General features: G+C 55.8%; 23 protein-coding genes. 16 read left to right on the forward strand and 7 right to left on the reverse strand.

Features of this window, described 5'->3' with window-relative positions; translation table 11 throughout:
* Positions 1-271: 271 nt before the first annotated feature.
* Together OHL23_RS28870 and OHL23_RS14875 are read right to left on the reverse strand one after the other, a co-directional pair.
* Positions 272-886 (reverse strand): response regulator, encoded by a 615-nt coding sequence (locus tag OHL23_RS28870; RefSeq protein WP_396127365.1) that lies wholly within the window; start codon positions 884-886, stop codon positions 272-274.
* 102 nt (positions 887-988) lie between these two features.
* Complete coding sequence (locus OHL23_RS14875) at positions 989-1,600, reverse strand: RNA polymerase sigma factor (protein ID WP_263352697.1); 612 nt, start codon at positions 1,598-1,600, stop codon at positions 989-991.
* A 665-nt stretch (positions 1,601-2,265) separates the two neighbouring features.
* Between OHL23_RS14875 and OHL23_RS14880 the strand changes: the two genes are divergently transcribed.
* Positions 2,266-2,661, forward strand: a complete 396-nt coding sequence (locus OHL23_RS14880) for a nucleotidyl transferase AbiEii/AbiGii toxin family protein (RefSeq protein WP_263352698.1) — start codon at positions 2,266-2,268, stop codon at positions 2,659-2,661.
* 719 nt (positions 2,662-3,380) lie between these two features.
* Here OHL23_RS14880 and OHL23_RS14885 read toward each other — a convergent pair.
* From OHL23_RS14885 to OHL23_RS14905, 5 genes are all read right to left on the reverse strand, one after another.
* Entirely contained in the window at positions 3,381-4,139 is a 759-nt protein-coding gene (locus OHL23_RS14885; RefSeq protein WP_263352699.1) for an MFS transporter, read from the reverse strand.
* A gap of 53 nt (positions 4,140-4,192) precedes the next feature.
* Complete coding sequence (locus OHL23_RS14890) at positions 4,193-4,585, reverse strand: efflux RND transporter periplasmic adaptor subunit (protein ID WP_396127366.1); 393 nt, start codon at positions 4,583-4,585, stop codon at positions 4,193-4,195.
* Between the two features lie 335 nt (positions 4,586-4,920).
* Entirely contained in the window at positions 4,921-5,580 is a 660-nt protein-coding gene (locus OHL23_RS14895) for an N-terminal phage integrase SAM-like domain-containing protein (protein WP_263352700.1), read from the reverse strand.
* Positions 5,581-6,498: 918 nt separating this feature from the next.
* Positions 6,499-7,707 carry an XRE family transcriptional regulator gene (locus OHL23_RS14900; RefSeq protein ID WP_263352701.1) on the reverse strand — a complete coding sequence of 403 codons (1,209 nt, stop codon included), beginning with the start codon at positions 7,705-7,707 and terminating at the stop codon, positions 6,499-6,501.
* On the reverse strand, positions 7,704-8,357 hold the full coding sequence (locus OHL23_RS14905) for a hypothetical protein (protein ID WP_263352702.1): 654 nt from the start codon (positions 8,355-8,357) through the stop codon (positions 7,704-7,706). The genes OHL23_RS14900 and OHL23_RS14905 overlap by 4 nt, the downstream gene beginning before the upstream one ends.
* 528 nt (positions 8,358-8,885) lie before the next feature.
* Here OHL23_RS14905 and OHL23_RS14910 point away from each other — a divergent pair.
* From OHL23_RS14910 to mobF, 15 genes are all read left to right on the forward strand, one after another.
* Entirely contained in the window at positions 8,886-9,218 is a 333-nt protein-coding gene (locus OHL23_RS14910) for a TrbC/VirB2 family protein (protein ID WP_263352703.1), read from the forward strand.
* 64 nt (positions 9,219-9,282) lie between these two features.
* Positions 9,283-9,582 carry a VirB3 family type IV secretion system protein gene (locus OHL23_RS14915; RefSeq protein WP_263352704.1) on the forward strand — a complete coding sequence of 100 codons (300 nt, stop codon included), beginning with the start codon at positions 9,283-9,285 and terminating at the stop codon, positions 9,580-9,582.
* Complete coding sequence (locus OHL23_RS14920) at positions 9,582-12,086, forward strand: VirB4 family type IV secretion system protein (RefSeq protein WP_263352705.1); 2,505 nt, start codon at positions 9,582-9,584, stop codon at positions 12,084-12,086. The genes OHL23_RS14915 and OHL23_RS14920 overlap by 1 nt, the downstream gene beginning before the upstream one ends.
* Positions 12,083-12,847 carry a TrbG/VirB9 family P-type conjugative transfer protein gene (locus tag OHL23_RS14925; RefSeq protein ID WP_263352706.1) on the forward strand — a complete coding sequence of 255 codons (765 nt, stop codon included), beginning with the start codon at positions 12,083-12,085 and terminating at the stop codon, positions 12,845-12,847. The genes OHL23_RS14920 and OHL23_RS14925 overlap by 4 nt, the downstream gene beginning before the upstream one ends.
* Before the next feature lie 5 nt (positions 12,848-12,852).
* Positions 12,853-14,214, forward strand: a complete 1,362-nt coding sequence (locus OHL23_RS14930; RefSeq protein ID WP_263352707.1) for a TrbI/VirB10 family protein — start codon at positions 12,853-12,855, stop codon at positions 14,212-14,214.
* Between the two features lie 13 nt (positions 14,215-14,227).
* On the forward strand, positions 14,228-14,521 hold the full coding sequence (locus OHL23_RS14935; protein WP_263352708.1) for a hypothetical protein: 294 nt from the start codon (positions 14,228-14,230) through the stop codon (positions 14,519-14,521).
* 57 nt (positions 14,522-14,578) lie between these two features.
* Positions 14,579-15,466, forward strand: a complete 888-nt coding sequence (locus OHL23_RS14940) for a hypothetical protein (RefSeq protein ID WP_263352709.1) — start codon at positions 14,579-14,581, stop codon at positions 15,464-15,466.
* 45 nt (positions 15,467-15,511) lie between these two features.
* The gene (locus OHL23_RS14945) at positions 15,512-16,372 is read left to right on the forward strand and encodes a type IV secretion system protein (RefSeq protein ID WP_263352710.1); all 861 of its coding nucleotides are present in this window, start codon (positions 15,512-15,514) and stop codon (positions 16,370-16,372) included.
* A gap of 22 nt (positions 16,373-16,394) precedes the next feature.
* The gene (locus OHL23_RS14950) at positions 16,395-17,078 is read left to right on the forward strand and encodes a type IV secretion system protein (protein WP_263352711.1); all 684 of its coding nucleotides are present in this window, start codon (positions 16,395-16,397) and stop codon (positions 17,076-17,078) included.
* 36 nt (positions 17,079-17,114) lie between these two features.
* Positions 17,115-17,927 (forward strand): single-stranded DNA-binding protein, encoded by an 813-nt coding sequence (locus OHL23_RS14955; RefSeq protein WP_263352712.1) that lies wholly within the window; start codon positions 17,115-17,117, stop codon positions 17,925-17,927.
* A 66-nt stretch (positions 17,928-17,993) separates the two neighbouring features.
* On the forward strand, positions 17,994-19,004 hold the full coding sequence (locus tag OHL23_RS14960; RefSeq protein WP_263352713.1) for a CpaF family protein: 1,011 nt from the start codon (positions 17,994-17,996) through the stop codon (positions 19,002-19,004).
* On the forward strand, positions 18,991-19,293 hold the full coding sequence (locus OHL23_RS14965) for a hypothetical protein (RefSeq protein ID WP_263352714.1): 303 nt from the start codon (positions 18,991-18,993) through the stop codon (positions 19,291-19,293). Before OHL23_RS14960 ends, OHL23_RS14965 begins: the two co-directional genes overlap by 14 nt.
* Before the next feature lie 211 nt (positions 19,294-19,504).
* A complete protein-coding gene (locus tag OHL23_RS14970; protein WP_263352715.1) occupies positions 19,505-19,891 on the forward strand; it encodes a hypothetical protein in 387 nt (128 codons plus the stop codon).
* A gap of 3 nt (positions 19,892-19,894) precedes the next feature.
* Positions 19,895-21,808, forward strand: coding sequence for a type IV secretion system DNA-binding domain-containing protein (locus OHL23_RS14975; protein WP_263352716.1), 1,914 nt, complete (start codon positions 19,895-19,897; stop codon positions 21,806-21,808).
* Positions 21,809-21,814: 6 nt separating this feature from the next.
* On the forward strand, positions 21,815-24,538 hold the full coding sequence (mobF, locus tag OHL23_RS14980; RefSeq protein WP_263352717.1) for a MobF family relaxase: 2,724 nt from the start codon (positions 21,815-21,817) through the stop codon (positions 24,536-24,538).
* Positions 24,539-24,676: the final 138 nt, after the last annotated feature.

Consider the following 24,676-nt stretch of genomic DNA (forward strand, 5'->3'; position numbering starts at 1 on the left):
CAAAGCCATTTCGGGACTAGTGCTTAGAGGAGTGTATTTGAGCTTACCCAACCGATCAGTACGCAACTGTCGGCAGTGCAGGAACGACCAGTCTTCTGTCGAACGAATAAACGGAGGATGGTGACGCGGGCGAAGACTCGCGTCACAAGGAGCGGCGGAGACGGTAGGTATTTGAGGGGTGGGCACCTCTTGGCCAAAAGCCGCTGACGCAAAGCCACCCACAGTGAGAGTCGCCAGAACGACTCGCCGCCACCACTTCCGTCCGTTCGATTCAACACTGCTCACAAGTTATCCGTCGGTTATGGAGAAAAATAGTCCGCTTGTCCAAATCGATCACACTGAACGGTGCCACAATTTGAGCCGAGCAGAGGCGGGCAGATCCCCTATTAAACTCAGCGCGGCCCGGTACTCGCCACTCGTTTTTTCCCAACCACCAGAGCCGATGCCCTCGATACCGAGGATGAAGATCTCTGCCCATTACCTGGCTTTCCGGTGGGTCCGGGATCGGAGTCAGATAGGAACGTATGGTATTCAAGAAAAGATGTATCGGTTCTCCTTTGTCGAGGCAGCTTGAGAACATAATGCGTATGTCGTTCGGTAACTCCCGACTCATACCGCTGAGCAACACGATCGGGAAAGATGCGTGTGCAGCGCGTAGACGCAGTAAGAGCTGAAATCCGTTAAGACCGGGCATGTCAAAATCTAGTATTGCCAAGTGGAACTGTGGCACGTCATACTCCAGAGCCATCAACGGACAGCTGACGGCGGTCACAAAGTATCCCTCGTCTTCGAGCAGAGCGGTGCGCAATCCAAGGCCAATGTGGTCATCGTCGACACAGAGAATGCAGTATTTTGGGAGCTGCTGAGGTAGCTGATTTGAACTCATCTGTGTTCCCTAATTCTCTTGTAAATCCGCTTTTGGTTATTGCGATGCCGACAGTAGCTGGAAGGCAATCGGCGTCCTCCAGTCAATTTCACAACGCAGGCACTAATTTCTGCCAAGGCGTCTCCGAATCCGCGATCTGGCCCTGAAGAGGCGCGATTTCACGGCTGCTTCGGAGATCCCCAACATCTTCGCGATCTCCGCTACTGGGGCGTCTTCTCGGTGCCGAATTTGCATTACAGCCCGAAGAGTAGGGGATAGATATCGAATGACATGATCGAGTTCATCTTTCAAAGCGTTCTGAATGCAGGACTCTTCGGGGTTATAGGAGGTCTCCATAGGTTCAGGCAACTTGAAATCGTCCCCGTCAGAAACGCTTTCAAAGCTGTACACAGGTTGAGATCGCTTCTTTCGCAATAACATCAACGCGGAATTAATTGCGATTCGAGTTAGCCACGAAGAGAAGGCGCTCCTTCCTTCAAATTCTCCGATGTGAATGTATGCCTTCAGCAACGTCTCCTGTAAGGTGTCCTCAGCATCCGCAACGTCGCGTGTAATCCGTAGAACAGTTTGAAGAATCTGTTTTGAATGCCGCCGGCACAACTCTGCATATGCCTGATGGTCTCCGTCTTTGGCAGCGGCAACCAAATACATATCGCTGATGTCAGTTGTGATTTCAATAGGTGACTCTTTTGTAGCGTAAGTCAGCAAGTGCATAGTTTTGGCTCCGGTACGCTTATGTCAAAGCCGACGAAGTTGATATATCCCTCGACGGCGTTCTACGGTTAGTTGAATGCGCGCTATGAGATCCGTCTGCCGCCGCATTGCGATTACACAGTTGTTGCTGTAGTCCACGCCACTACATCTTGCTCATCCATTCGCGGACTAAATCCGGACAATTCCTGAGCTCGATGCTCCTCGCATCGCATGCTGCGAAGAACCTGACCATCTCGCGGTCTACAAGCGTCACGTTTTCTAAATCAAGAATCACAGAATCTGTTTCCTGGGCGATGAGCTCTTTGATCATGCTCACGTGCGCTTGCTGAAGATGTCCGCTTATCTGGAGGAGAACTAAATGATCACGCTCGACAAGTCGTACTACTCTGCATGTCATTCCCTCGCCTTCGCTCTTTACAAGAGCACGTCGCGTACCACGACGCACGCACTCAAAGAATTGCCTATACTGCACAAAACAAGTGGCTTGTAAGATAGCGAGTGCCGAACTGCCTGGTTGCGCGCCAAACCTCTGGCTCCAAGACAAAGAGCAAACTGACACCAGGTTCTGAACGGATAACTCGGAGTTCAATGTTCATAAGATTTAGGAAGCTAGGCAATGTGTCCTTGTTTGGTAAGGCCGGATCTCGGAGATTCTACTTTTTCCGGTGGAGCAGCCTCCGGTTCTACGCACCTACCCAGAGTTTGAGGACATACAGGAAGATTGCCCAATCTCGGTGTACAGTCTGAACGAAATTGCTACCGAAAAAGTAGTAGCTCTCCAGGACCGAGCGCGCAACGAGCCGCGCGATCTATACGATCTCTGGTTCCTCACCTCTCACGCAGGTGTCGAAATCGGTCACCTCATCGGAGCCATTACGGAAAAATCCGCTTTCGGAAAAGAGATATTACGGGCATCGAAGCCCGCATCCTCGCAAAAAAAAGCTCGCCTAAAGACGCTGTGGGGCAGTCGCCTTGGACATCAGATGGAAGCATTGCCCGAATACGATGAGGTCTTTCGCACCCTGCGGCGTGCGCTTCGTCAAGCAGGCTTTCCTGAGTAAAGCACCCTCAAAAGTCCGCTTTGAGTAAAGCGGGCCCTCGATGTGTTGCGAATCACTTCAGTCATCATCATTGCTCGAAGCTTTCATAATTAGGTCCGGCAATGTGCGGTCCTGAGTTTGGAAGCAGGTTCTCTAGGAAGATGCTGATGCGGTCTACGACACGGACGGCACGGTATTAGCACCCAGGAAATCTAAATACACCTTTAACGCTACGCCCCAAGAGTACCCAAATGGCGATGAATAGCCGCGACCACAACAGACCCTTCGCCAACAGCAGACGCCACGCGCTTGACCGAGCCGGACCGGACGTCACCAACCGCAAAGATGCCACGCACCGACGTCTCAAATAGCCCTCGCACCTCAGATCAGAAAGATGTTCGCACGAAACCATTCGCATCGAGGTCCACACAATCCCTCAGCCAAGTCGTACATGGGTCTGCCCCGATCATCATGAACAGCTGTTCTGCTTCGAAGCGAGTCTTTTCGCCAGTAACCACTGACTGCCAGGTTACGTGACTCAGAACAGAACTCACCAGGCTCGAGCGAGATGAAATGCTCGTCACCGTCGATCGCATCCGACCAGAATGTCTGTACTGTCCCTTCCAGCACGATGTAAAAATCGGCCGCACGTTCCCCCTGGCGATATAACCGTGTAATGGTGCAATGGTTTCGCTGAATCCCATATCGCGCGGCCCTCGCCAGTTGGCCCGGGGACATCTTCACGTAAGCGCCGGACGGAACAGAGACCCGAACCAGTCGTCGATGTGTCCGCGGCTCAGGATGACCTGCAAAGAGAGAACTCCAATGACTGCAAGGATCAATCCTGGGTAGTCTGTGTGCCGCAATCGCAGCGAATCCACTTTCGGCAACACAGGAAAATTTCTCTTCAGAAGCCGAATGGCTGCAGAAGCCAGAATAATATTTGGCACGCAGATCAGTCGCCAGTTGAGGCGATCGGTGAGAAAGCCGCTGAGGATCAGACCCGCCATGCTTGCAAAATACAGCCTCACCGAAGCCACCATCATGGACGGACCGCGGTTCTCTCTCGGCACAATCATGTAGATTCCGGCTAGCCACCACACGGTGAGACCGGCACCAGTCAATCCCTCGATAGCACGGAAAATAAGCATGATCCATAACGCAGGCGACAACGCGGCGCCCACGGACATCATGGCAAACAGGGCCGTATTCCATATCAGAAAGCGTTTGTGGCCGAAACGAGCGGCCAACCAGAAAGACAATGGCACACCGAGAAAAAGAAAGGAACTATAGACCGTCAGTAACCCGCTTGCCTCATCGAAAGAGACGCCGAGCGATCCGGTGATATCAGGAAGGACGAGATTCATGCTCTCGAAGGTATAAAATTCCATCGCCGTCGCAAGGGCAAGACCGAGCAGGAGATATTTGCTCTGGTTGGGCCTCAGTTCTATGGAAGAGCTGTCTGAAGGCGGCTGTGTATGAGCTATCTGTTCCTGCATCCGATTCCTCCTCTTATTCGGCTACGAGACGAATAGCCGCGCCGAGCGCGCTCCTAGAACATCAACGAACTGGTTCTGATCTTGAGCTCGACGTTCATCCCAGGACGGAGCACCTCACCGTCGTTCGGACCCGGATGGACAAGAATCTTTACAGGAATTCGCTGCACTACCTTTACGAAGTTTCCCGTGGCATTTTCGGGAGGGAGCAGAGCTTCCCGTGAACCGGTCGAGCTGGCAATCGAGTCCACTACACCGTGGAAGGTTTTGTGTCCGTAGGTGTCCACCTCAATTTTGACCTGTTGTCCGGGGCGAACATGCGCCATCTGCGTCTCTTTCAGATTCGCCGTTATCCATATTTCATCGAGGGGTACGAGGTTGAACATTGCCTGTCCAACAGCAAACTGCTGACCTTGTTCGACCGTGCGCTTCGTGACAGTCGCGTTCATAGGAGCGCGTAGCTGCGTATACCGGCGTTATGAATCACAGCATCGAAGGTTCCGAGTTGATTGACTTGATCGGCAACGTGTCTTGTCTGAGCAATGCTGGTGAGGTCCCCGATCACTATCTCCTCTGCTTCGGGAAGTTTTTCTTGGTCTCATCCGCCCGTTGTTGGTTTCGAGCATGCAATACAACACTGTGGCTCTGCTCAACCAGGAGTTGCGCAGCCACGAGGCCTAAGCCATCGGATGATCCGGTGATGAAAACACGAGCCATAATTGCCTCCCTTTCTGAAAATCTGATAAAGGAAACGGTTTGGAAACGGTACCGCCATGAAGGCCTATCACACGCAACGCTCGGAACAGTGATTCGAAGTTTGCAAACGTTTTCCTTCCAGGTTGTAAGGCTCGGGGAGCGCCTCAACCAACGCCTTGAACTCTGTAGGCGTCAATATGACGATTGCCTTTTGCCGCTTAGTGCTCCCCTTGACGCGAACTAGCTCCATTGGGTTGCGGCCAACAGGGATGTACTCCCGCAGCATTGCGAGGCCGAGCAGTTTGGACACCATATTGCGGGTCCGCGCCTTCGATGCCGCGCCAAACGGCAGCTTGTCCAGCCATGTCTTGACGCCTAGAGCCGTGATATCGGCGAGCCTCACGTCCTCCCACTTTGGCCGGATGTGCAAGTCAATGAGGCTCGTGTTTGTCGTCTGCGTCGAATGGCGCAACGTGGTGAAGTCTTCCCGCATGTATCGGTCAATTACAGTGCCCAGTGTGGCTGCAACCTTGCCCGCCAGCGTGCCCGAATTGAGTGCGCCAAGCTGCCCCTCTACGGCCTTGCGTACCGCCGTCTCTGTGGGGTAGGTGACGGAATCGAAGGTCTGCACCTTGAGCTTTCGTTTACCATCTACGGTCTGGTAAAATCGAAATTCCCATACGAAGCCGTGGGAGCGAGGAACCTTTCGGATACAGCCATGTGGATACCGTTCCCTATTGACCTTCATTTCTCCAGCCTCCAAGCTGTGAAGTCCAGTGCAACAACAATGGTTTTACATGGTGTTTATGGCTCCTCGAAAATGCTTCAGGCTGTTGATTCTAAATAAGTTGCGGGAGTAGTTCAGTGGCAGAACGTCAGCTTCACCATTGATTCCCAGTTATCCTCCTCACTTAACCCCCTGAAATCTCATATAAATCGATCAAAATGATGAAGATAGCGGCCTGCGCAAGCTGCTTTTTATTTGTCTCCAGATGTGGCAGATTTTGCGCACTTTTTGGTGATTTTTGGCATGTGGATAGTAAAAATGGATAGTAAAAACCGCGCTAATTTTGCTCAATTCCGACGATAGAACGTCGCGAGGGACTACTGAAGGAATTTCGGCCACAGTTTACTGTCCACCGCACGCAGATGGATAGTAAGCGGCCGTGAATCGATGACAGAACCTTCTGCGGCGGCCTGAATGATTTTCAATTCTGTGAACTGACCAACCGGCTAACAGCCGGTGGCTTCAGAGTTACGGCTGAAAGCCGGATTGATCGGCCATGCGGCCGATATTGCTGCTTCAGCTTCGTTACCCTGAACGCCTTTGTGCTCACTCCGTCCCTGCTGGCCAGAAGAGGGCTAAAGGAAAGAACAAGGGCTACCGCCGCCTGAAGGCGTGGGGTTTACACATCCCCGATAGGCGACTCTAAATGCGATTTGGTCTGTTAATCGTCAACGCAGGATCATGCGCAGACAGATCAGCGGACGCTGGCCGACTTTTCAAGAGTAACAAGTGTTGGCTGAAGCTTTTGAGCCTTTCCAGGTCTCAGAAATCGAGACCTCGGGCACCCATTCCTTCGAGGGGGATTGAGATGTGGGTCGCCCGCCAAACATGTAAATGCGCAAGGCGGACATAATTCCGCCCTGCGCTTCGCAAAAATTTTTACCGTTTAGATGACTGGGAAAAAGGAACCAACACACTGCCACTATCATTTTTCCGTGTAAAGGGAGTTGACGATTTCAACCGCGCAAACTGCACGACATTATCGGTCCTTCCCTTGAAGTACCCTTCGGGCAATCCGGCTAGCATTTCTACGTCTGAATCTGAAAGCCCAATATGCTTCGGAATTGATTCAAGCGGCATAACCTTTTCATCGACCAGCAAGTCAATCGTGCGTTTCAACAAACGAGGCTGCTCAGGAGCACGATCGTTGTCTCCCGGTTCAGACTTCGCCCCCCATTTGTAGGAACGGCTCTTAAATAGCGCCAGCTTCCCAGCATCATCCAGCAACTCAATCGCGTGTAGGCGCATGATAATGGCCCCAACTGAAACACCAGATCGATGTTTGAGAAGTAGCAAGTCATCCAGGGTCGGAGGGATGCGGACATCTCGGGCGAGCGTGTCCGCTGGCAACAGTAGAGCACCCGCGAAGCGGTGAGCCTGTTGCTCAAGCATCTTGAATCTCTCTTGTTCTGTCGGGCGCTTTATGTGCCTATGAAGAACGAGGTGCCCTAGCTCATGCGCCAAATCAAATCTGCTGCGATAGCCGTTGTCCTTATCAGCCGAAAGCAACACAAGTGGCCTGTTAAGGCAGTCACTCCACGTAGAGAGACCCTCAATCTGGGCAACCCCTGTTTCTTCGCGGATAAGAATGACTCCAGCGCTTTCGGCGGCTAATGCCAGGTCTTGAATGTAGGCACGCCCCAGCCGCCAGAGTTCTCGACACTCACAAGCGGCCTGTTCAATATCCTCCGTAGTAATCTCTTCAGGGTTCTCATAATTGCGTGTGGGCAAATTGAGATCCGGGAAATCCACGAAATCAGATAGAGCAACGGCGACGTCTTCGGCCCATTCAATTCGAGCAGACAGCATGTTTCGTGCAGCAACGTGCGCAGAGGCATTGCTGCGAAATAATGTCATCGATTTTTTTGGCACAACAGGCCGCGTAAACCACTCAGGCGAAACATTCACGACGCTTGCTAGGCGGTCCAGAGCTTCACGCTCAGGAGGCTGTGCGCCAGTGCGCCATTTGCTGATTGTGGCAGGTGCAACACCCACCATAGCTGCAAGTTGAGCCTGACTTAAACGACGAGCAGCAAGAATCTGGTCTAGGCGACCAGTCTGAAAGCCTTGAACTCCGATCCTACTCATTTTCCTTTACCATCATTCCCCTGCTGCTGATCGGCGATCCTTTTCAATCTGGGCACAGCAAGATCACGCTGTAAGTCTTGCACGTGACTGTACCGTTCAAGAAACGAAGAAATAGGCTCCCTAAGGAGCCAGCTCTTCATTTGGCTATCAGGAACGGCGATCTGTATGGAGGTAGGCGCTTCAGGACTAACGCGCAGCGAACCAGCAAAGACCGCGACAAAAAAAACCGTGGCCTTAGTGGCGGGTGTATAGCTGGAAAAGAGTTCCGGCTGCACCAGAGGTTCAATTGACCTGTTAGCCTCGGACAACTGTTTGCGCGTGAGGCTCCGCCTGTAGTTCGTCCAATACCCTTCATGGATATTGAATCGCGCAAGAGAAAAAATGCCAGCTCGCCCTACGACAACTTTGTTGCCGCATAAGGGCGAAGGATTCGCCTGATTAACAGCAAGTGCTCTGTGAAACGTTTCGTTCATGTGAAAATGGCGCAGATGCCCCACAACAGTGGGGAGATGACCCTCTTCCATGCCCCGTGCCGAAGCATAGGCACGCTGCGCACCAACAGGGAGACCGTCCTCTATGCTGGTAACAAGATCAATGGGCAGTGAACTAACCAGTAGTTCCGGAATCGTTGTATCGATCTGGAAGGCCAAGAAGCAACTCCGCACGAAGGTTTCGCTAATTAGGAATATACATCTAAAATATTTCGTTATCAAATTTTATTGCGTGGATAGTGAACCTTTTATCTATTTTCGGAGATTCAAGCCTTGAGGGCCGGCCTTGAAATGGGGGGAGGGAGAGGTTAAATCTTGGCAACCATCGCCCTATGGCCCGCCGGGGGTGGCCTGCATACCAAGGACCGCACCCAGCCACAATTTAAGGGTGCCCCTCGATTTCTGAGACCTGGGATCGCACGGAACCCTCCCAGCCACGGATTACACCCGGCAAACGCCCATAGGCTCTCAGGGCATTTCCGGGATGTCGCTAAACCGCCAACGCACTCGGCGAGTACTTAAACGAGTGTGGATACTGCGGCACCTGACCTGTAAAACTGGCCTTACTCCGGGACTTGTAATGACTGTCCGTTATCACATGAATTCGATTCGTCATTGGACGTAAGGCAACAATCGGGAGCAATGTTGCGGCATATCGCGACCCTTCACGGGCCGCTGGAGGTGCCGATGATTGCCCAATTTCCACCCGTACTCCATCGCAGAATCGTCCGCGGGCAAATTCTGTGCTGGATTCGCCCTGGCCTAAGCCTCTTCACCCTGCTGATCCTATTTCCGGCGCTTTCCCACGCACAGTCGCCGTTCGATACCGGCTTCACCGCAATGCAAACCCTGTTCACCGGCACGGTTGCCAAGGTCGCAAGCCTGATCGCCATCGTGGTTGGCGGATACCAGTTCGCGCACGGAGAGCCGGGTGCCAAAAAGACCTTAGCTGGGGTAGCAGCCGGCACAGGCATTGCCGTGCTTGCCACCAACGTACTGACCTGGCTATGGGGTGTGTAAGCAAAACCTTTTGCCCTACCAAACAACGAAAGCCCAATGATTTCCCAAGCTGTGAGGGGCGACGATGCAGACACACGCTACAACCCATCGGAGGAATCGGGTTTACAAAAGCCTGCACAAGCCCCTCACATACCTCGGCGTCGAGCGGACACTCTTTTACTTCGTCTGCGTCGGGGCCGTGGGCGCGTTCAACCTGTTCAACAGCCTGGTCGCCGGAGTTGCTGTCTTCGTCGGAGGTTATGCATTCGGCCATTGGGTCACCAACACCGACCCCGCATTTCTCCGCATTCTTGCGAAATCGGAACGTTACAACGTGCGCTATGACGCCGCCAAACAGAGCATTCCCCGCGTGGAGGTGGTCTGATGTTGCGACTCGACAAGGTCATCAAGCCGTGGAAAGAGGCTGCCGCTCTCAACGAACACATCAACCTGTATGGATTCTGGAACGAGACCACGTTTCTGACCAAAAGCGGGGACGTGGGGATGGTGCTACACATCTCCGGCGTGGACTACGAGAGTCTCGACCACGCAGAGCAGGAATACGCAGTAAAACGGCTGGAGGCCGCGCTCAAAGCATTCGGCCCTGGCTTCCACGTCTATCAATATCTGTTCAAGCAAAACCGGCCCGAGATCCCCTTCGCCCACTACGACGCCCCCGTGGTGGAAGCCGCCATCGACCAGCGGCGGCAGTTCTTTGAGGCCAAACGCGACCAGCTATACCAGATTGAGATCTTCTATTGCATTGTGCTCGAAGGCGCACGGTCGAAGACTGGCGTCAGGGCGGCACTTGCACGCCTATTGCGAGACCCGGCAGGGGCAATGGATGAGTTTAAGAGGCAGTTTGCTGGGAGCGGCATGAAGACGCTGCTGCGGACGCAAATCGAAGCTGACTTCGTCCGTCTTGAGCAGCGCGTCCAGGCATTTGCTCGACAGCTCGGCGATTTCGTTGGGATTGAAGTACTGAATCAGCAAGGGCACTTGAGTTTTCTTCGCCGGTTGCTCAACTATGACGACTGGCGGATTGCTGGCAAGCCGCAATCCACGCAGTTCCTTGACTACCAGGTAGCGAATTCCACCATAGAAGCCGAGCGCGATCACCTGCGTGTGGGTGACCACTTCGTCCGCGTCCTGACCATGAAGGAGGCAATCACGGAGACGCGGCCTCTTGTTCTCGATTCACTGCTCAAGATCGCCGCTAACTTTTATGTAGTGACGGAATGGACGCCGTTGACCGCCGAACAGGCGCGCAAGGAAGTCAACAAGCGCCGCCGCCACTTCAATGTCTCAAAGACCGGCTTCATTTCGCAGATGGGCAACGACGCGGCGCAGACAAATCCTCGCGATGTCCTGGTCGATGAATCGAAACAAGCGGACATCGAAAATCTCGGCGATTGCCTGCGGGCATTGGGCGACGGCCAGCAGCTTGGCGATTTCTCCTCCACGATTGTGCTTTATGGACGCTCAATGCAAGAACTTGAGCCACTCGTGGGCGAATTCAGCGGAGTTTTTACGAACGCCGACGGCAATCTTTTCGTTGAGACCTACAACCAGCTCAACGCCTACTTCGCCACAGTGCCGGGAAATTATGCGCTCAACCTGCGCAGGCTGTACCTGCTGAATACGAACTACGCCGACCTGAGCTTTCTGTTTACGATCCTGCCGGGCGAGAAGACGAATGCGCATCTGGATGCGGAGTATCTCGCTGTGCTTGAAACCGACAACAGCACGCCGTACTACCTCAACCTGCACAATGGCGAAGTTGCGCATACGCTGATCCTGGGAATGAGCGGGTCCGGCAAATCGTACCTTTGCAATTTCATCCTGCAAAATGCGCAGAAGTATGCGCCTCTGACATTCATCTTCGACATCGGCAACAGCTTCCAATCGCTCACTTCGATCTTTGGCGGCTCGTACCTGAACGTCGGGCAGGAGGCGCGTGACTTCAGCATCAACCCATTCTCGCTTAAACCCAATAAAGAGAATCTGCAATTCTTGTTCAGCTTCTTCCGTGTGCTCATCGAGGGCAATGAACATCGTTATCGGCTGGACTTCAAAGAAGAGCGCAAGCTGTGGGATGCGATCGAGCGGGTTTATGTTCTGGAACCGGAGCAGCGGACAGTTTCCAACTTCGCCAACATCGTCGGCGAATTGAAAGACCGGCTGCAACGGTGGACGCGGGGTGGGCAGCATGGATTTCTTTTCGACAACGCCGGAGACACGCTTTCGTTCAACCGCTTTCAGACATTCAACTTTGCGGGGTGGGGCGACTCGCCCGATGTCCTGGAGCCGCTGCTCTTCTATGTTCTGCATCGGGCATCGAACGAGATTGCCGACCCGGCCAAGCTGGGCACCTTCAAGATCTTCCTGCTCGATGAGGCGTGGCTGTTCATCAAAAACGAGACCATCCGTAATTATGTGGTGCAGGCACAGAAGACCTGGCGTAAGCACAACGCGGCTATGATTCTGGCCACGCAGTCGATCAAGGAGCTTGAGGAATCTGGCATGTTGCAGATCGTCTCCGAGAGCTGCCCGACAAAGATCTTTCTTGCAAACCCGGAGATGAACCGCGAAGTGTACCGGGAGGCGTTTCACCTGAACGACACAGAGTTGGACTTAATTGCAGGACTTGTTCCCCCTGGTCAGATGCTCATCCGCAAGGCGCAGTCGTCAAAGAAGGTCCAGTTGAACGTCGATTCCGTCTCGCACTGGATGGCGACGAACAGCGCCCGCGACAACCTGAAAAAGCGCGACTACTTCGAGCGTTTCGGCATTGCCGACGGCCTCCGCCGGCTCGCCGAAGACTTCCCATACCGGCCTCCCACGCAGGCCGGCACCACCACTCCAAAACCCCAAGGAGCTGCCGCATGAACCGCAAACTCATCTTCATCGCCTGGCTCGCCCTGGCGCTTCCAACACTGGCGGCCATTGCGCAAGAACCATCGGCACGCACTGTTCAGTACCACTCCCAGGACATTGTTCCCATTCACGCTAAGCTGAAGTACACAACCCTGATTGAGGTTCCGCCCACCGAGAAGATCATGGAGGCGGCGACTGGCGACAAGGACTTCTGGATCGTGGACGTGGTAGGCAACTTCTGCTTCGTTCATCCCGCGAAGGCAGGCATCAGCTCCAACCTCAACCTCATTACCGACAAAGGCAACATTTATTCGTTCACGCTCCAGGATGTTTCAGGTACATCCGAAGCACCGGACTTGAAGGTACTGATTGAGCCTGCCGACCACTCTTCGATTGTTGCTGCCAATGGACCTCCGCAGTTTGTGCCTTCCGCCCAACTGGAGCGGACCAAGGAACAGCTTGCCTCTCTTCAATCGCACGTCGAGCAGGCAGTCGATGAATACAAGAGCGCCTACCCGGTGCAGTTGAAATTCGATTACACCTTCAAGGCCAACGAGGCTCCCTTCGACATTCAGTCGATCTATCACGATGACAAGTTCACATACATCAAAACAAACGCGCCGGAGAAATTCAGCATCTACGAGATGAAGGACGGCAAGCCGGACCTGGTCACCTACGACCTTCGGGATGGGACGTACATCATCCCGAAGGTCTTGGACTCGGGGTATGTCGAGCTGGGCAAGAAGCGGATGGACTTCACACGGAAGGGATAATCGCCATGGCCGAGAACAACGTCATTCCCCCAGTTCTGCCTGTGACCGAGCCGGAACTGCGTCGCACGAAAATCGATCCCAAGGGAGTGCTGCAAAAGAATCTCAAGACCTTCGTGTACCTTGGCGCGGCGCTGCTCGTGATCGCAGCGGCACTCTTCAGCTCGACCGCTAAGAAGACGCCGCAGGCGTCAGCGAAGGGTCAGCCACCCCAGCCCACTCTTCAGGACAACACCGACAACAACGTTCAAGATCTGAAGAACCAGCTCAAGGCTGAGCGTGACAAAGAGGCTCAACAGCAGGCAGGGGCTACCGCGAATTCCAACGATCCCGCGCTGGCGTCTGCGACGCCGGCGCAACGGGCTGCCGCCGCGGCTTACGGGCCGACTGGCGTTGCAGTTCCTTGCATTCCGAATCAGGCCAATCCGGCGCAGCCCTGCCAGCAACCGGGCTACGGTACGGCAGGATATGGACAGCCGGCGAACCCACAACCCCAGTTATCGCCGGAACAGCAACAGGCACAGCTCATCGCCGCGAAAGAACGCGAGCGCGCCGACGAGTCGCGCTTCGCTTCGAATCTCGTGTACGCCCGTACCCAGGAACCGCAGCAAATCTCGGGTCAGACGCCCGCTGCGCAATATGTTCCTGCTGCCCAGAATGCGCAGCGGCAAGAAGATTCGAGCCTACAGGCACCGCGAGCCCCTGGAGATCCCCCAGAGCAGGCGGGAGGGTACAAACGTCCGATGGAGGCAAATATCGATTCAGCTAGCGGGCAACCCTATCTCGTCTATGAAGGTTCAATTCTCGACACGGTCCTCATGAATCGCCTGGACGGCGACGCCTCCGGCCCAGTGAAGGTTCTTGTTTCAAACCCGCTGTATTCCCATGACCACCAGCACGTCATCATTCCGGAGGGAACTGTCGTCCTTGGGGAAGCAAAGAAAATTGGCTCGGCCGGGTTCGGGCAGCAACGACGGATTGCGGTTGTCTTTCATCGCTTGATTATGCCTGACGGTTACTCGGTCGATCTCGACCAGTTTCACGGCCTCGACCAGATCGGCGAAGAGGGGTTAAAAGACAAGGTCAACAACCATTACTTTGAAATCTTCGGGGCGTCTATCGCTTTAGGTGTGATTGCCGGAGCAGGTGAGATTACCGAGGGCGGCGGAACGATCAGCACCAGTGGTTCCCAAGCCTTCACCACTGGCACCGCTGGCAGCATCTCACAGTCAGCGAACACTATCCTGGATCGCTTCATGCAGATACCGCCCACCATCACGATCCGCGAGGGCCACCGCGTGAAGATTTATTTCACCCAGGACATGCTTTTGCCAGCGTACTCGAATCACACCATACCGCAGACGTTCTGAGGAGGTTTCCCCAATGCGATTGATGGCTCTCCTGCTACTTTGCACGCTCATCCTTGCGGGCTGCGAAAGCAAGGCAAAAAAGGTTCAACAATTGCAAGCGCAATACAACGCTGAATACCCGGCTTATGCCAAGGACTGTGTAGACGTGGAAACCGCGGATTCTGCGCGACTGCTAACCGGGCAAAAGCTGTCCGACGAAGAGATGGCAACTCTCGCAACCAAGCGGAAGGAGCGGGAGGCCCGATGCAAGCCGCAAGCCGACCATCTTGCGGATCTTCAACGGCAGATCATTGCCGCTCAGCAATAAGCCCACACTGATCGTTTGACAACCAAAACAATTCACCGAAAACAACAGGAGATCCCTATGCGAAAAATGCCCCTTTCAGCGCTTGTAGTCGGACTCGTGGCGGCGTTGCAGCCAGCTGCCCACGCGCAGTTCGGCTCCGGCATCGTGTTCGACCCTACGCAATCCGGCCATGCCGTCGTCCAGATCGAGCATGAAGAACAGTCCATCAGCAACCAAATGCAGCAAATAGAGAACGGGCAGCAGATTTTCTCCAACACGGTGAAGATCGCTTCAACAGCCCTTCAGACATACAACCAGATCAAACAGCAGTACAACCTTTATCACGAGATGATGGTCGCGCCGCAATTGCTCTACGAGCGCTTCCTGTCTCCGACGACCGACTTGATGATGACGCAGCAAATCGCCAACCACTACGGTAATGGTTCCGGTTCTCAGTGGGTCAATTCCTCGAATACCGGCACGGCTGCGGCGGCCTCCATTCAACTCGCCAGTATCCCTCCGCTCACGGCCACCATCCCCACCGCGAACGTCGTCACCTTTGCGGGCCAGCAACAGCTTGCCGCGCAGGGCGCGACCGTCGATCTGGGGGATTCGGTCGCAGCAACTGAACTTGAGACCATCGGCACTATCAAAGCAAACCAGACGGCGCGGCAGGCGGATATAACGGCTCTCGAAAATGCAACCAACACCACGGACCCATCGCAGGAATCGGAGATGGCGGTATTGCAAAGAATCAACCGCGCTTTGCTTCTCCAGCTTCGCACCATGCAGGACGCCAACCAGATCAACGCCAACGCCGCGCTGCAGCAGATGCTTGCCCAAAAGCAGCAACAAGACGCGATGAAGTCTGCGTTTCGTGACTCGGCAGGATACGAAGGCTTCTACAACGCAAACATCACTACCACAAGCAGCGGTGCGGCAAATCTGCTTACCCAGTCGTACTGAGTCGCGGCGATGAAGACACAAGCCACACAAACCGAGAGGTGCTGAATGGGCACAGGTCTCTTCGATCTAATTGCACAAGGGTGCCAGTCGCTAGCAGCAACGGCGGCACCCTCTATTACCGCCATTGGGGTCCACATCGTAATCGCCCTTGCGACCATGATGCTCGTCTGGTTTGGCGTTCAGGAATCCCTCACATCGGCACAAGGCGGAGTTGGATTCAACATTGGCCGGTTCATCAGCCTTTTCATGTTGCTTACTTTCGCGTACGCAATGGTCAACTACTACGACAGTGCAATCCCTGGACTGGGATTCTCAATCAAGGGGTTCATTGATGGAGGTACAGCCAATCTCGTTAGCGTCATTGGAGCGGATGGTTCGACGACTATGTTGAACCAGATACACGCGGCGTCCTCGAAGACCGGGCCTTCGATGCTGACCAGCGTCATGTCGCCGTACTACTCCATTGTGTACTTTGTTGTACAGTTCCTTTTGGCCGTCCTGGCAGCGGTTGTCTCCGCCATCATCGCCTACGGCGCAATCGCTTCGACCATCATAGGGCTTTTGGGACCGCTCTTCATCCCTTTTCTCGTCTTCAATAAACTCGATTGGTTGTTCTGGGGTTGGCTGAAAGCGTACCTCGGATTCAGTTTCTATAAGGTCGTCGCAGCAGCAGCGATGAGCGTCCTTTCTCACGTTCTGACGAGCTATTACGTCCAGCTTGGACAGAGCGTCTCCGATCCATCGCTCATTGTCCAGACTCTACCCCTACTGATTCTCTTGGTTCTCGTGAACGTCTACATACTTTTCAAGATTCCAGCGATTACACAGTCCCTTTTCAGCGGCCACACCAGCGGCGGTGGTAGCGGTGTCGGCGTGGCAATGATGGCGCTTCGCGCTTTGATTTAATCGCAGCCAAAGGAGAATTTAAATGACCACACAAACCAAGACAACGCCAGAGATCACACGGGCCGCACAGCGCTACCTTGAACAATACGGCGATCCTTTGGTGATGAACACCTACTTGAAAGTCACGATCCTCGTGCTCGCTGTCGTCTGTCTCGCCCTTGCGGGCTTGACGTATAAGAGCCAGAGTGCGCTCGCCAGTATGCACCCCATGATCGTTCGGATCAACGATGTGGGCCGGGCAGAAGCAATTGACTATCGCAACTTTCAGTACCGCCCTCAGGAGGCGGAGAACAAGTATTACCTTACCCGCTGGGCGGAATTGTATTTCGGTCGGAATCGTTTCACTATCGAGCGCGATCAGACCAATGCACTGTACTTCCTCAACAGCGACGTTCAGCGTGCCGTAATCGACCAGGACCGGAAGGACAACATCATCCCGACGTACATCAAGGACAGCTCGCTTCCGTACGTCGATGTCGAGGTCAAAGAGGTCGTCCTAGACGACCTGAGGCAGTCGCCGTATTCGGCGCGAATCGAGTTCGTGAAAATCTTCGCCAATCCCACGGATCATTCCGAGCTTAAGCGCGAGCGATGGACAGCCAGCGTCACATATGTCTTCCGGGAGAACGTGAAGAACAACGAACTGGCCGTCGATCCTCTCGGGTTGACCATCGTCCGCTTCCGGGCCGACCAAGCCTTCGAGTAACCCAGTCCGGATACACATCCCATACGAGGCGTTTCCATGTCCCTTCGCGGTCACAAATCGCGGCAGATAGGCCCTTCGTTTCTTCGCAGGCGGAGAATCCCGCCGACAGTCGCGCAGAGACGGCATGTCCGTTCGCCGTTCAAGTCCCTTGAGCAGGCGGCAACGAGATGGTTCCGCAGCCAGCAGCGCAGGTATGGCACGCCGGGAATTCCTCGGTCGATGCAGACCATGAAGCGCTCGTCTTCCGTTTCCATCCCTACTCTGTCTGGTCACACGCTTCGGGCAATATCCGGCGCCCGGCGGCACGTCGCCGCTCTGCTTTCCGGACTCCTCTCCCAAATCAAGTTTGGGCCCCTGCTCCAGAATGCACGGCTTGGCACTTGGGAGCCGGGCCTCTCGCTCGGGCTTCGCCAAGGGGTGACCCGGCCAATCCGGGAATTCAAACAACGGAGACTCACCATGTATCAGAATCGCATTACGCTCATCGGCTTCCTCGGCAACGACGCCATCTCCCGCACAGCCAACAACGCCAGCTTCACTGTTCTCTCACTTGCCACCAAGTCCAGCTACAAGGACAAGAAGACGGGCGAGTACAACAGCCATACCGAGTGGCATCGCTGCGTCGTCTGGGGCCGGCTAGCCGAGTATGCAAAGACGCTCACGAAGGGTGCTCATCTGTCCGTCGAGGGCGAGTTGCGCAGCCGCGAACAGACGAACAAGAAGACCAACGCCAAGCAGCGTGTATGGGAAGTTCGCGTGTCTTGGATCCTGAAGCTCGACCGCGCCGAGAAGGTCAGCCCGGAAGAGCAGGAGCCCGAAGAGATCAACCCGGAGGAAGAGGCCGCATAGGCCCTTCCTCCTCCGTTTCGGAAGCCGGGCTTAACGCTGGGCTTCCATCGTTGAAGAGGTTCCTGCATGAGCTTCGAGTTAATCCTTCCGTTCCTCCGCCCCATCGAACCGCTCTTGCTTGACGAGAGCGTCAGCGAAATCATGGGCAATCCCGATTCGACATGGTGGTACGAACGAGACGGCATTCTCTCCCGCGACGCCAGCATTGAGTTCGATGCTGCGCGCCTGCGGACTGGCCTCGAAGTCGTAGCCAACAGACTCGGCAAGAAGCTCGACGAGGACAACCCGCTGCTCAACGCGCAGCTCCCCGATGGGAGCCGCCTGGCCGCCGTCATTCCGCCGGTAGTCCGTGACACTCCAGCGATGGTCATCCGCAAGTTCACGAGCCGCCGTTACACGGTGGAAGATTTGATCGCTCGCGGAACGCTATCGCGTCCCCTTGCGGAGTTCCTTGCCGCCCAAATAGAGGATGGCAAGACCATCCTTATAAGCGGCGGAACGGGTACCGGAAAGACAACGCTATTGAACATCCTTGGCCAGTCGATTCCCGATCATGAACGCATCGTTGTGATCGAGGATACCGCCGAATTGCGCATAGAGAAGCCGAACATCCTGCCCGTCGAATGCCAGACTGATACGCACCGGAAGCCGGTGACGTTCGACGACCTGCTGAAGGCCGCGCTGCGCTGGCGGCCGGACCGGATCATCCTGGGCGAGGTACGCGGAATCGAGGCCCGCACGCTGCTCGATTCCTTCAATACTGGTCACGCCGGCTCGCTTGCCACCATCCATGCCAACTCAGCCGCAAAGGCGCTTCGCCGCTTTGCGAATCTTGTGCTGCGCAGCCATTCTCAGGCGACCTTTGCGGACATCGAAGCCGAGATCGGGGAGTCCGTCGATTTCGTCGTCCATGTAGCCCGCGAGCCGGGGCGTCGCGTCATTCGCGAAGTGCTTCGATTGAACGGCTACAACCGAGCGTTGGAGAGGTTTAACTACGAGATGGTTTACGGCGCAGATACCATCCCCAATCCCAACCACTATCCCGACAGAGAGGAGCCACACAATGCCATTGCTTGAGATCATTCAGACCCGTCAGATTTCCGCCACGATCCGCGTCGACGAGACGACCGCCGAGCAGATCGACCAGTACGCGGCCTTCCTCCACGCCTCAGCCGATGAGGTCGTGGATAAGGCGCTCGCGTACGTCTTCTCCAAGGACCGCGACTTCCAGGAATTCTTGCGGACTCCCGAAGCCGCCAGCGTCGCACAGAGCCTTCGTATCCGCCGCACTCAACAGAATGGTTCTGCGTCGGAGGCGATTCGGCAGCCCGTGAAGCCAGCCCGGAAGGCTGGTGGTGCCCAGTGAATTGTGCCCGCAGAATCCTTCGTGCAGCCCGCGAGTGCCCGCTCGGTGCTACGCACCGGGTGTATCTCGACACTCCACCCCTGAAAGGGTGGCGTTCGCTACCGCGTGGTAGCGAACGGGATCACTTTTAGAACAGGGCAGTTACGGAAAGCGCGTTAGCAAATGGTATCGGCAGGCGTGGAGTGTTGCCGGCCAGAACTGGAGGCGAGCAATGGCCACCAAAACAGTGATGGAAGTCGTTTCTGGATCTGTGCGGCGTCCTGCAGTGCGAAGCCGGCAAATTGGAATCCGGCTCACGGAAACAGAGTATTCCGAGCTTGAAGCGACGGCATGGAAGTCCCGCAAGACACTCGCCGATTGGGCGCACGATGTATTGCTCAGCAACCGTGCCGACTTCAGCTCGGAAGAAATGCAGTTGCACATCTTCACCGAGCTTGTCGGCATCCAGATGCTCTTGCTGGCAACGAACGAACAGCTCCTACGTGGCGACAAGGTGGCGTTGGATCAGCTCAACGTTCTCTTCCGTCAAGTCCAGGCAACCAAGGCTGCCAAGGCTCAGGAACTCTTGGCCCGCCGCAGCCAGAAGCAGGAGAAATAAACTATGCCAACCGTTCAGCAATGGGGTCGCAGGGAGTCGATTATCTGGCCGCCGCGCGGCTACCTTTACACGCTCGGAGCGTTCTTTCTGGCGATCGTCGCAACTGGATTCTTCATCTGCTTGCGCTTTCAATTCGGGTTGGCCCCCCTCCAGCGCTACTACCTGCCCTACTACCTGCGCAGCGAGACTGCTGGCCTCACGCATCTAATGAGCAAATACCAAATGCTCTATGTCTCGGATGGAGTCTCGAACCGCCGGGCGGCGCTCGAAGCGGATGTTCAGCCAGGAGCCACGCCGCCGTTTGGTGGTCCATCGATTCCGCTCACGCTCACCCTGAAGGCCGCTATCCATGGCACCTATTACCTTGAGCGCGAGGCCCCTCGTACCTACCCAAACAAGACGCTTCACGCCTGGCTCGCTCATTGGATTTACGAGGACGCTTCGATCTACGACCTCTTCAAGTTACAGCTCTTCTTCGGACTCGCTGCATTCGTTCTGCAGGTTCCGTTTTCCATTCGGAAAGACATCGCGCGCATCAAGCAACTGCGATATGGCCGGCGCCTGAAGGGCCCCGTCCTTGTCAACGCAAAAGAGTTTACCAAGGCAGTTGTAGGTAATGGCATCGGGATCTCGACCAATGATTCCAAGCTGCCTCTGCGCATCCCGCGCGACGCCGAAAACAAGCACTTCCTGATCGTGGGCGATACGGGATCGGGCAAATCGAGCATCATCCGCCAGATGCTTTACCAGGTCGATGCGCGTGGCGACAGCGCCATCGTTTATGACCCTGCCTGCGAGTTCGTGAAGCAGTTCTACGACCCGCACCGTGGCGATATTGTCCTCAACCCACTCGATGCCCGGATGCCGTATTGGAATCCGTCAAAAGAGTTGCGCCGCAAGGCCGAAGCAAAGGCTCTGGCCGTGTCACTTTACCAGCCCGAGGGCGTTACGAATCGCTTTTTCGTAGAGGCCCCGCAAAAGATATTCGCGCATTTGCTCAGCTATCTGCCCACGCCGGAGGATCTCATCAAGTGGATGTCCGACCCATCGGAAATCGACAAGCGTGTCCAAAATACTGAGTATTGGATGCTGATCGATCCGAAGGCTCCGCAACAGCGAACCGGCGTGCTCGGCTCGCTCAATATGAGCGCGGACAGCTTTCGGCTGCTTCCGAAAGAGAGTGAAACAACGTCTGCCTGGACGGCAACCAAGTGGGCTGAGACGCGGCGCGGCTGGATCTTCATCACGTCCCGCCCTACGATGCGTGAGGCGCTTCGTCCGCTCATCAGTCTTTGGATCGACACGTTGGTTTTGCGTTTGCTCAATGAGCCCATGCAAGACCAGAAACCTGTCTGGTTTGTCATCGACGAGCTGGCCAGCTTGCAGCGGTTGCCGCAGCTTCATACCGCGATAACCGAGAATCGCAAATCTCAGAACCCAGTCATTCTTGGCTTCCAGGGCCGCAGCCAGATGGAAGCTCGATACGGAGAGGATTCCGAAGCCATGCTTTCGCAGCCGGCTACCAAGATATTCCTGCGCACCACGGAACCGCGCGCAGCCAAATGGGTCAGCGAGGCCATTGGCGAAGTGGAGATCGAGCGCCTTCGGGAAACTCACTACGACGGCTCACGCACCGGGAAGAATTTCGCACTTGACCGCCAGACGGAACCGCTTGTCCTGCCTTCGGAAGTGTCCGGCCTCGACGATCTGCGCGGCTTTCTCAAGTATGGCAATCATGTTGCTCGATTCTCATTTCCCTTCATCGCTCTCCAAGAGAAAAGCCCCGGATTCGATGAACGAATGATGGACGACCTGATCGTGCCCAGCCCTCCACTCCCAGTCGAGCCAGAGCCGACTCAGGGACAATTCCAATTCGCCGAACATGCAAATTCCACACTTGGACAAGGAATGCAGTAGGCGCTGATGCTCACTATCTCCAAACCGCTCTCCGCCAGCCAGGCGCAAAGCTACCATGCCAAGGAATTCACGGCCAAAGAGCAGAATTATTGGTCCGAACGCGGCGTGATTCAAGGCGAATGGCAAGGGCGGCTTGCGTCGCAATTTGGCCTTACCGGAGCCGTCTCATCGGAGGACTTTGCCAGATTCAGCCAAGGCCAGCATCCGGCGACCGGCGAGCAGCTTGTCCGCCAGCGTGCCTCCTATGAATATCAGGATGCAGACGGCAAGACGGTTAAGACAATGGAGCATCGCGCTGGTTGGGATGCGACCTTTTCCGCCCCGAAATCCATCTCACTGACCGCACTTGTCGGCGGCGATGAAAATGTGCGCATCGCGCACCGAGAGAGTGTTCGCATGGCGCTGGAACAGCTTGAAATGTATACGCAGGCCCGCATCGGCGGAAACCACGCGCCCGAAACGACTGCGAAATTCATCGCGGCCAAATTCGAGCACGACACTGCCCGCCCGGTCGATGGTTACGTTGCGCCACAGCTCCATACCCACGCGGTCGTCTTCAACGTGACCGAGCGCGACAACGGCCAGCCGCGCGCCATCCAACCGCAAAGCCTCTTCGCCTCACAGCAATTTGCCACCGCTATCTATCAATCGGAGTTGACCTACCAGCTTCGCCAGCTTGGTTACGAGATCGCTGTTGGCCGCAGCGGCGCGCCGGAGATCAAGGGCTACACCCAGGAATACCTTGACGCGTCCAGCCCGCGTAGCCAGCAGATTCGTGAATATCTTGAGCGCACAGGGCGCGTCGGCAAGGAGGCCGCAGAGATTGCCGCGCACTCAACGCGCGACCGCAAAGAAATCCACTCTCCGGGCGAAGTCATGGCGGCGCATCGCAAGCTCGCCGCCGACTTCGGCCACCAGGCCGAAGCGGTCGTCCGCGCCGCGCGGGAGCGCGTTCAGCATCAGGAGAAGCCCGTCAACTCCTTTGACCGCGTGCGCGAGTCGCTGACCTTTTCCCGCGACAAGAACTTCGAGCGTGAGGCCGTGGTCGATGAGCGGGCACTGATCCGTGACGGTCTCCGCCGCGGCATGGGTGAAGTGACTTTCGCCCAGGTACGCGGCAACCTGGATGCTCGCCTCGCTTCAGGGGAATTCCAGATCGTCAACCTCTCGCAGAGTCAACCAGCCCGCCAGTTCACCACGGCCAAAACCATCGAAGCTGAACATGAAATCGTCCGCCGCGTGCGCGAGGGCCAGAATACGGTCGAGCCCGTCATGTCGCGGCAGCAAGCCATCGCTGTGACCGACCAGAACACGCATCTCAACCGCGCCCAGAAGAGCGTGGTCGAGGATGTGCTCAGCTCTACCGACCGTGTTCAAGGTATCCAGGGCTACGCCGGCGTGGGTAAAACGACGACTCTCTCCGTCATCCGCAGCGCAGCGGAAACGCATGGCTACCAGGTCGAGGGCTTCGCCCCGACCTCCCGCGCTGCACGTCAGCTTGGAGAGGCTGGCATCGAATCAGGGACCCTGCAAGGGTTCCTCGCTCGCTCGCCCAAACCAGCCACTCTGGAACAACGGCACTTCTACTTTGTCGATGAGTCGAGCCTCGCCAGCACCAACCAGATGCGCGAGTTCCTTGCGCGCCTTGGCCCCAACGACCGTGTGCTCCTGATCGGCGACACCCGTCAGCACCAGGGCGTTGAAGCAGGCCGCCCCTTCGAGCAGTTGCAGGAAGCCGGGATGCGCACAGCTAAGCTGGACGAGATCGTCCGCCAGAAAGACCCGGCGCTCAAGTCCGCCGTAGAATTGTTGGCCAAGGGCCAGGTTTCCGCCGCACTTGAATCGCTACAGCAGCAGGGTCGCGTGAAGGAAATTCCCGGCACCGAAGAGCGCATCCGTGCCATCGCCAGGAGCTACGTTGAATCACCTGAAAAGACCCTGATCGTCTCGCCTGACAATGCCTCGCGCCGCGAGTTGAACACCGCCGTGCGGCAGGAACTGAAGGCCAACGGAACACTTGCGCCGGAGGATCACCGTTTCCGTGTGCTCGTTCAGCGCCAGGACATGACCGGCGCCGAACGCTCCTGGGCAAGTCACTACGAAGTGAACGACGTGGTGCGCTATGCGCGGGGTAGCAAGACGGCTGGAATCGAAGCAGGAACCTATGGAGCGGTTGTCGGTATCAATCCCGCCGCCAACCTGCTCACTGTCGAGAAAACCTCCGGCGAGCAGGCCGTATATGACCCGCGCCGGCTAACCGGCGTCAGCGTCTACCGAGAGATCGACCGCGAATTCTCCGTGGGTGACCGCATCCAGTTCACCGCCCCAGACAAGGCGCTTGCCGTTGCCAACCGCGACCTCGCCGCCATCGAGTCCATCACGCCGGTCGGCCGTATTTCAGCCCGTCTCGACAACAACCGCGAGATCGAATTCAATGCCCATGAACACCGCCACTTTGACCACGGATACGCCGTCACCAGCCACAGCTCCCAGGGCCTCACCGCCGAGCGCGTCCTGGTCAACGCCGATACGACCGTCCACCCGGACCTGCTTAACTCCCGCTTCGGCTACGTCTCCATCTCCCGCGCCAGCCACGAAGCCACGCTGTTTACCGACGACATGAACAAGCTCAGCCCGCAACTCAGCGCCGATGTCTCGAAGACTTCCGCGTTGCAGATCAACCAGTCGCTGTCTGCCTCCCAACAAATCGGAATTGGCACGGAAATTTGACGGATGCAGCCGACGAAATGTAGCCTTCGCCAGTCTGGGCAAACCTCCATTAAGTGTCGCTACAAAGCGGCGGAGGAATTGCGATGGCCAAACTGATTTCCAAAGCCAACGGCTCACAAATCAATGCGATGATCCACC

Origin of the sequence: Acidicapsa acidisoli, from assembly GCF_025685625.1 — a bacterium.
GTDB classification, from domain to species: Bacteria; Acidobacteriota; Terriglobia; order Terriglobales; family Acidobacteriaceae; genus Acidicapsa; species Acidicapsa acidisoli.

Bases quoted from the DNA above. Each gene is read 5' to 3' on its own strand.
- OHL23_RS14965 (WP_263352714.1), top strand. From the start codon at position 18,991: ATGCCATTGCTTGAGATCATTCAGACCCGTCAGATTTCCGCCACGATC.
- OHL23_RS14885 (WP_263352699.1), bottom strand. From the start codon at position 4,139: ATGCAGGAACAGATAGCTCATACACAGCCGCCTTCAGACAGCTCTTCC.
- OHL23_RS14895 (WP_263352700.1), bottom strand. From the start codon at position 5,580: ATGAAGGTCAATAGGGAACGGTATCCACATGGCTGTATCCGAAAGGTT.
- OHL23_RS14900 (WP_263352701.1), bottom strand. From the start codon at position 7,707: ATGAGTAGGATCGGAGTTCAAGGCTTTCAGACTGGTCGCCTAGACCAG.
- OHL23_RS14910 (WP_263352703.1), top strand. From the start codon at position 8,886: ATGATTGCCCAATTTCCACCCGTACTCCATCGCAGAATCGTCCGCGGG.
- OHL23_RS14935 (WP_263352708.1), top strand. From the start codon at position 14,228: ATGCGATTGATGGCTCTCCTGCTACTTTGCACGCTCATCCTTGCGGGC.
- OHL23_RS14940 (WP_263352709.1), top strand. From the start codon at position 14,579: ATGCGAAAAATGCCCCTTTCAGCGCTTGTAGTCGGACTCGTGGCGGCG.
- OHL23_RS14915 (WP_263352704.1), top strand. From the start codon at position 9,283: ATGCAGACACACGCTACAACCCATCGGAGGAATCGGGTTTACAAAAGC.
- OHL23_RS14970 (WP_263352715.1), top strand. From the start codon at position 19,505: ATGGCCACCAAAACAGTGATGGAAGTCGTTTCTGGATCTGTGCGGCGT.
- OHL23_RS28870 (WP_396127365.1), bottom strand. From the start codon at position 886: ATGAGTTCAAATCAGCTACCTCAGCAGCTCCCAAAATACTGCATTCTC.
- OHL23_RS14920 (WP_263352705.1), top strand. From the start codon at position 9,582: ATGTTGCGACTCGACAAGGTCATCAAGCCGTGGAAAGAGGCTGCCGCT.
- mobF (WP_263352717.1), top strand. From the start codon at position 21,815: ATGCTCACTATCTCCAAACCGCTCTCCGCCAGCCAGGCGCAAAGCTAC.
- OHL23_RS14945 (WP_263352710.1), top strand. From the start codon at position 15,512: ATGGGCACAGGTCTCTTCGATCTAATTGCACAAGGGTGCCAGTCGCTA.
- OHL23_RS14950 (WP_263352711.1), top strand. From the start codon at position 16,395: ATGACCACACAAACCAAGACAACGCCAGAGATCACACGGGCCGCACAG.
- OHL23_RS14955 (WP_263352712.1), top strand. From the start codon at position 17,115: ATGTCCCTTCGCGGTCACAAATCGCGGCAGATAGGCCCTTCGTTTCTT.
- OHL23_RS14960 (WP_263352713.1), top strand. From the start codon at position 17,994: ATGAGCTTCGAGTTAATCCTTCCGTTCCTCCGCCCCATCGAACCGCTC.
- OHL23_RS14975 (WP_263352716.1), top strand. From the start codon at position 19,895: ATGCCAACCGTTCAGCAATGGGGTCGCAGGGAGTCGATTATCTGGCCG.
- OHL23_RS14875 (WP_263352697.1), bottom strand. From the start codon at position 1,600: ATGCACTTGCTGACTTACGCTACAAAAGAGTCACCTATTGAAATCACA.
- OHL23_RS14930 (WP_263352707.1), top strand. From the start codon at position 12,853: ATGGCCGAGAACAACGTCATTCCCCCAGTTCTGCCTGTGACCGAGCCG.
- OHL23_RS14890 (WP_396127366.1), bottom strand. From the start codon at position 4,585: ATGAACGCGACTGTCACGAAGCGCACGGTCGAACAAGGTCAGCAGTTT.
- OHL23_RS14925 (WP_263352706.1), top strand. From the start codon at position 12,083: ATGAACCGCAAACTCATCTTCATCGCCTGGCTCGCCCTGGCGCTTCCA.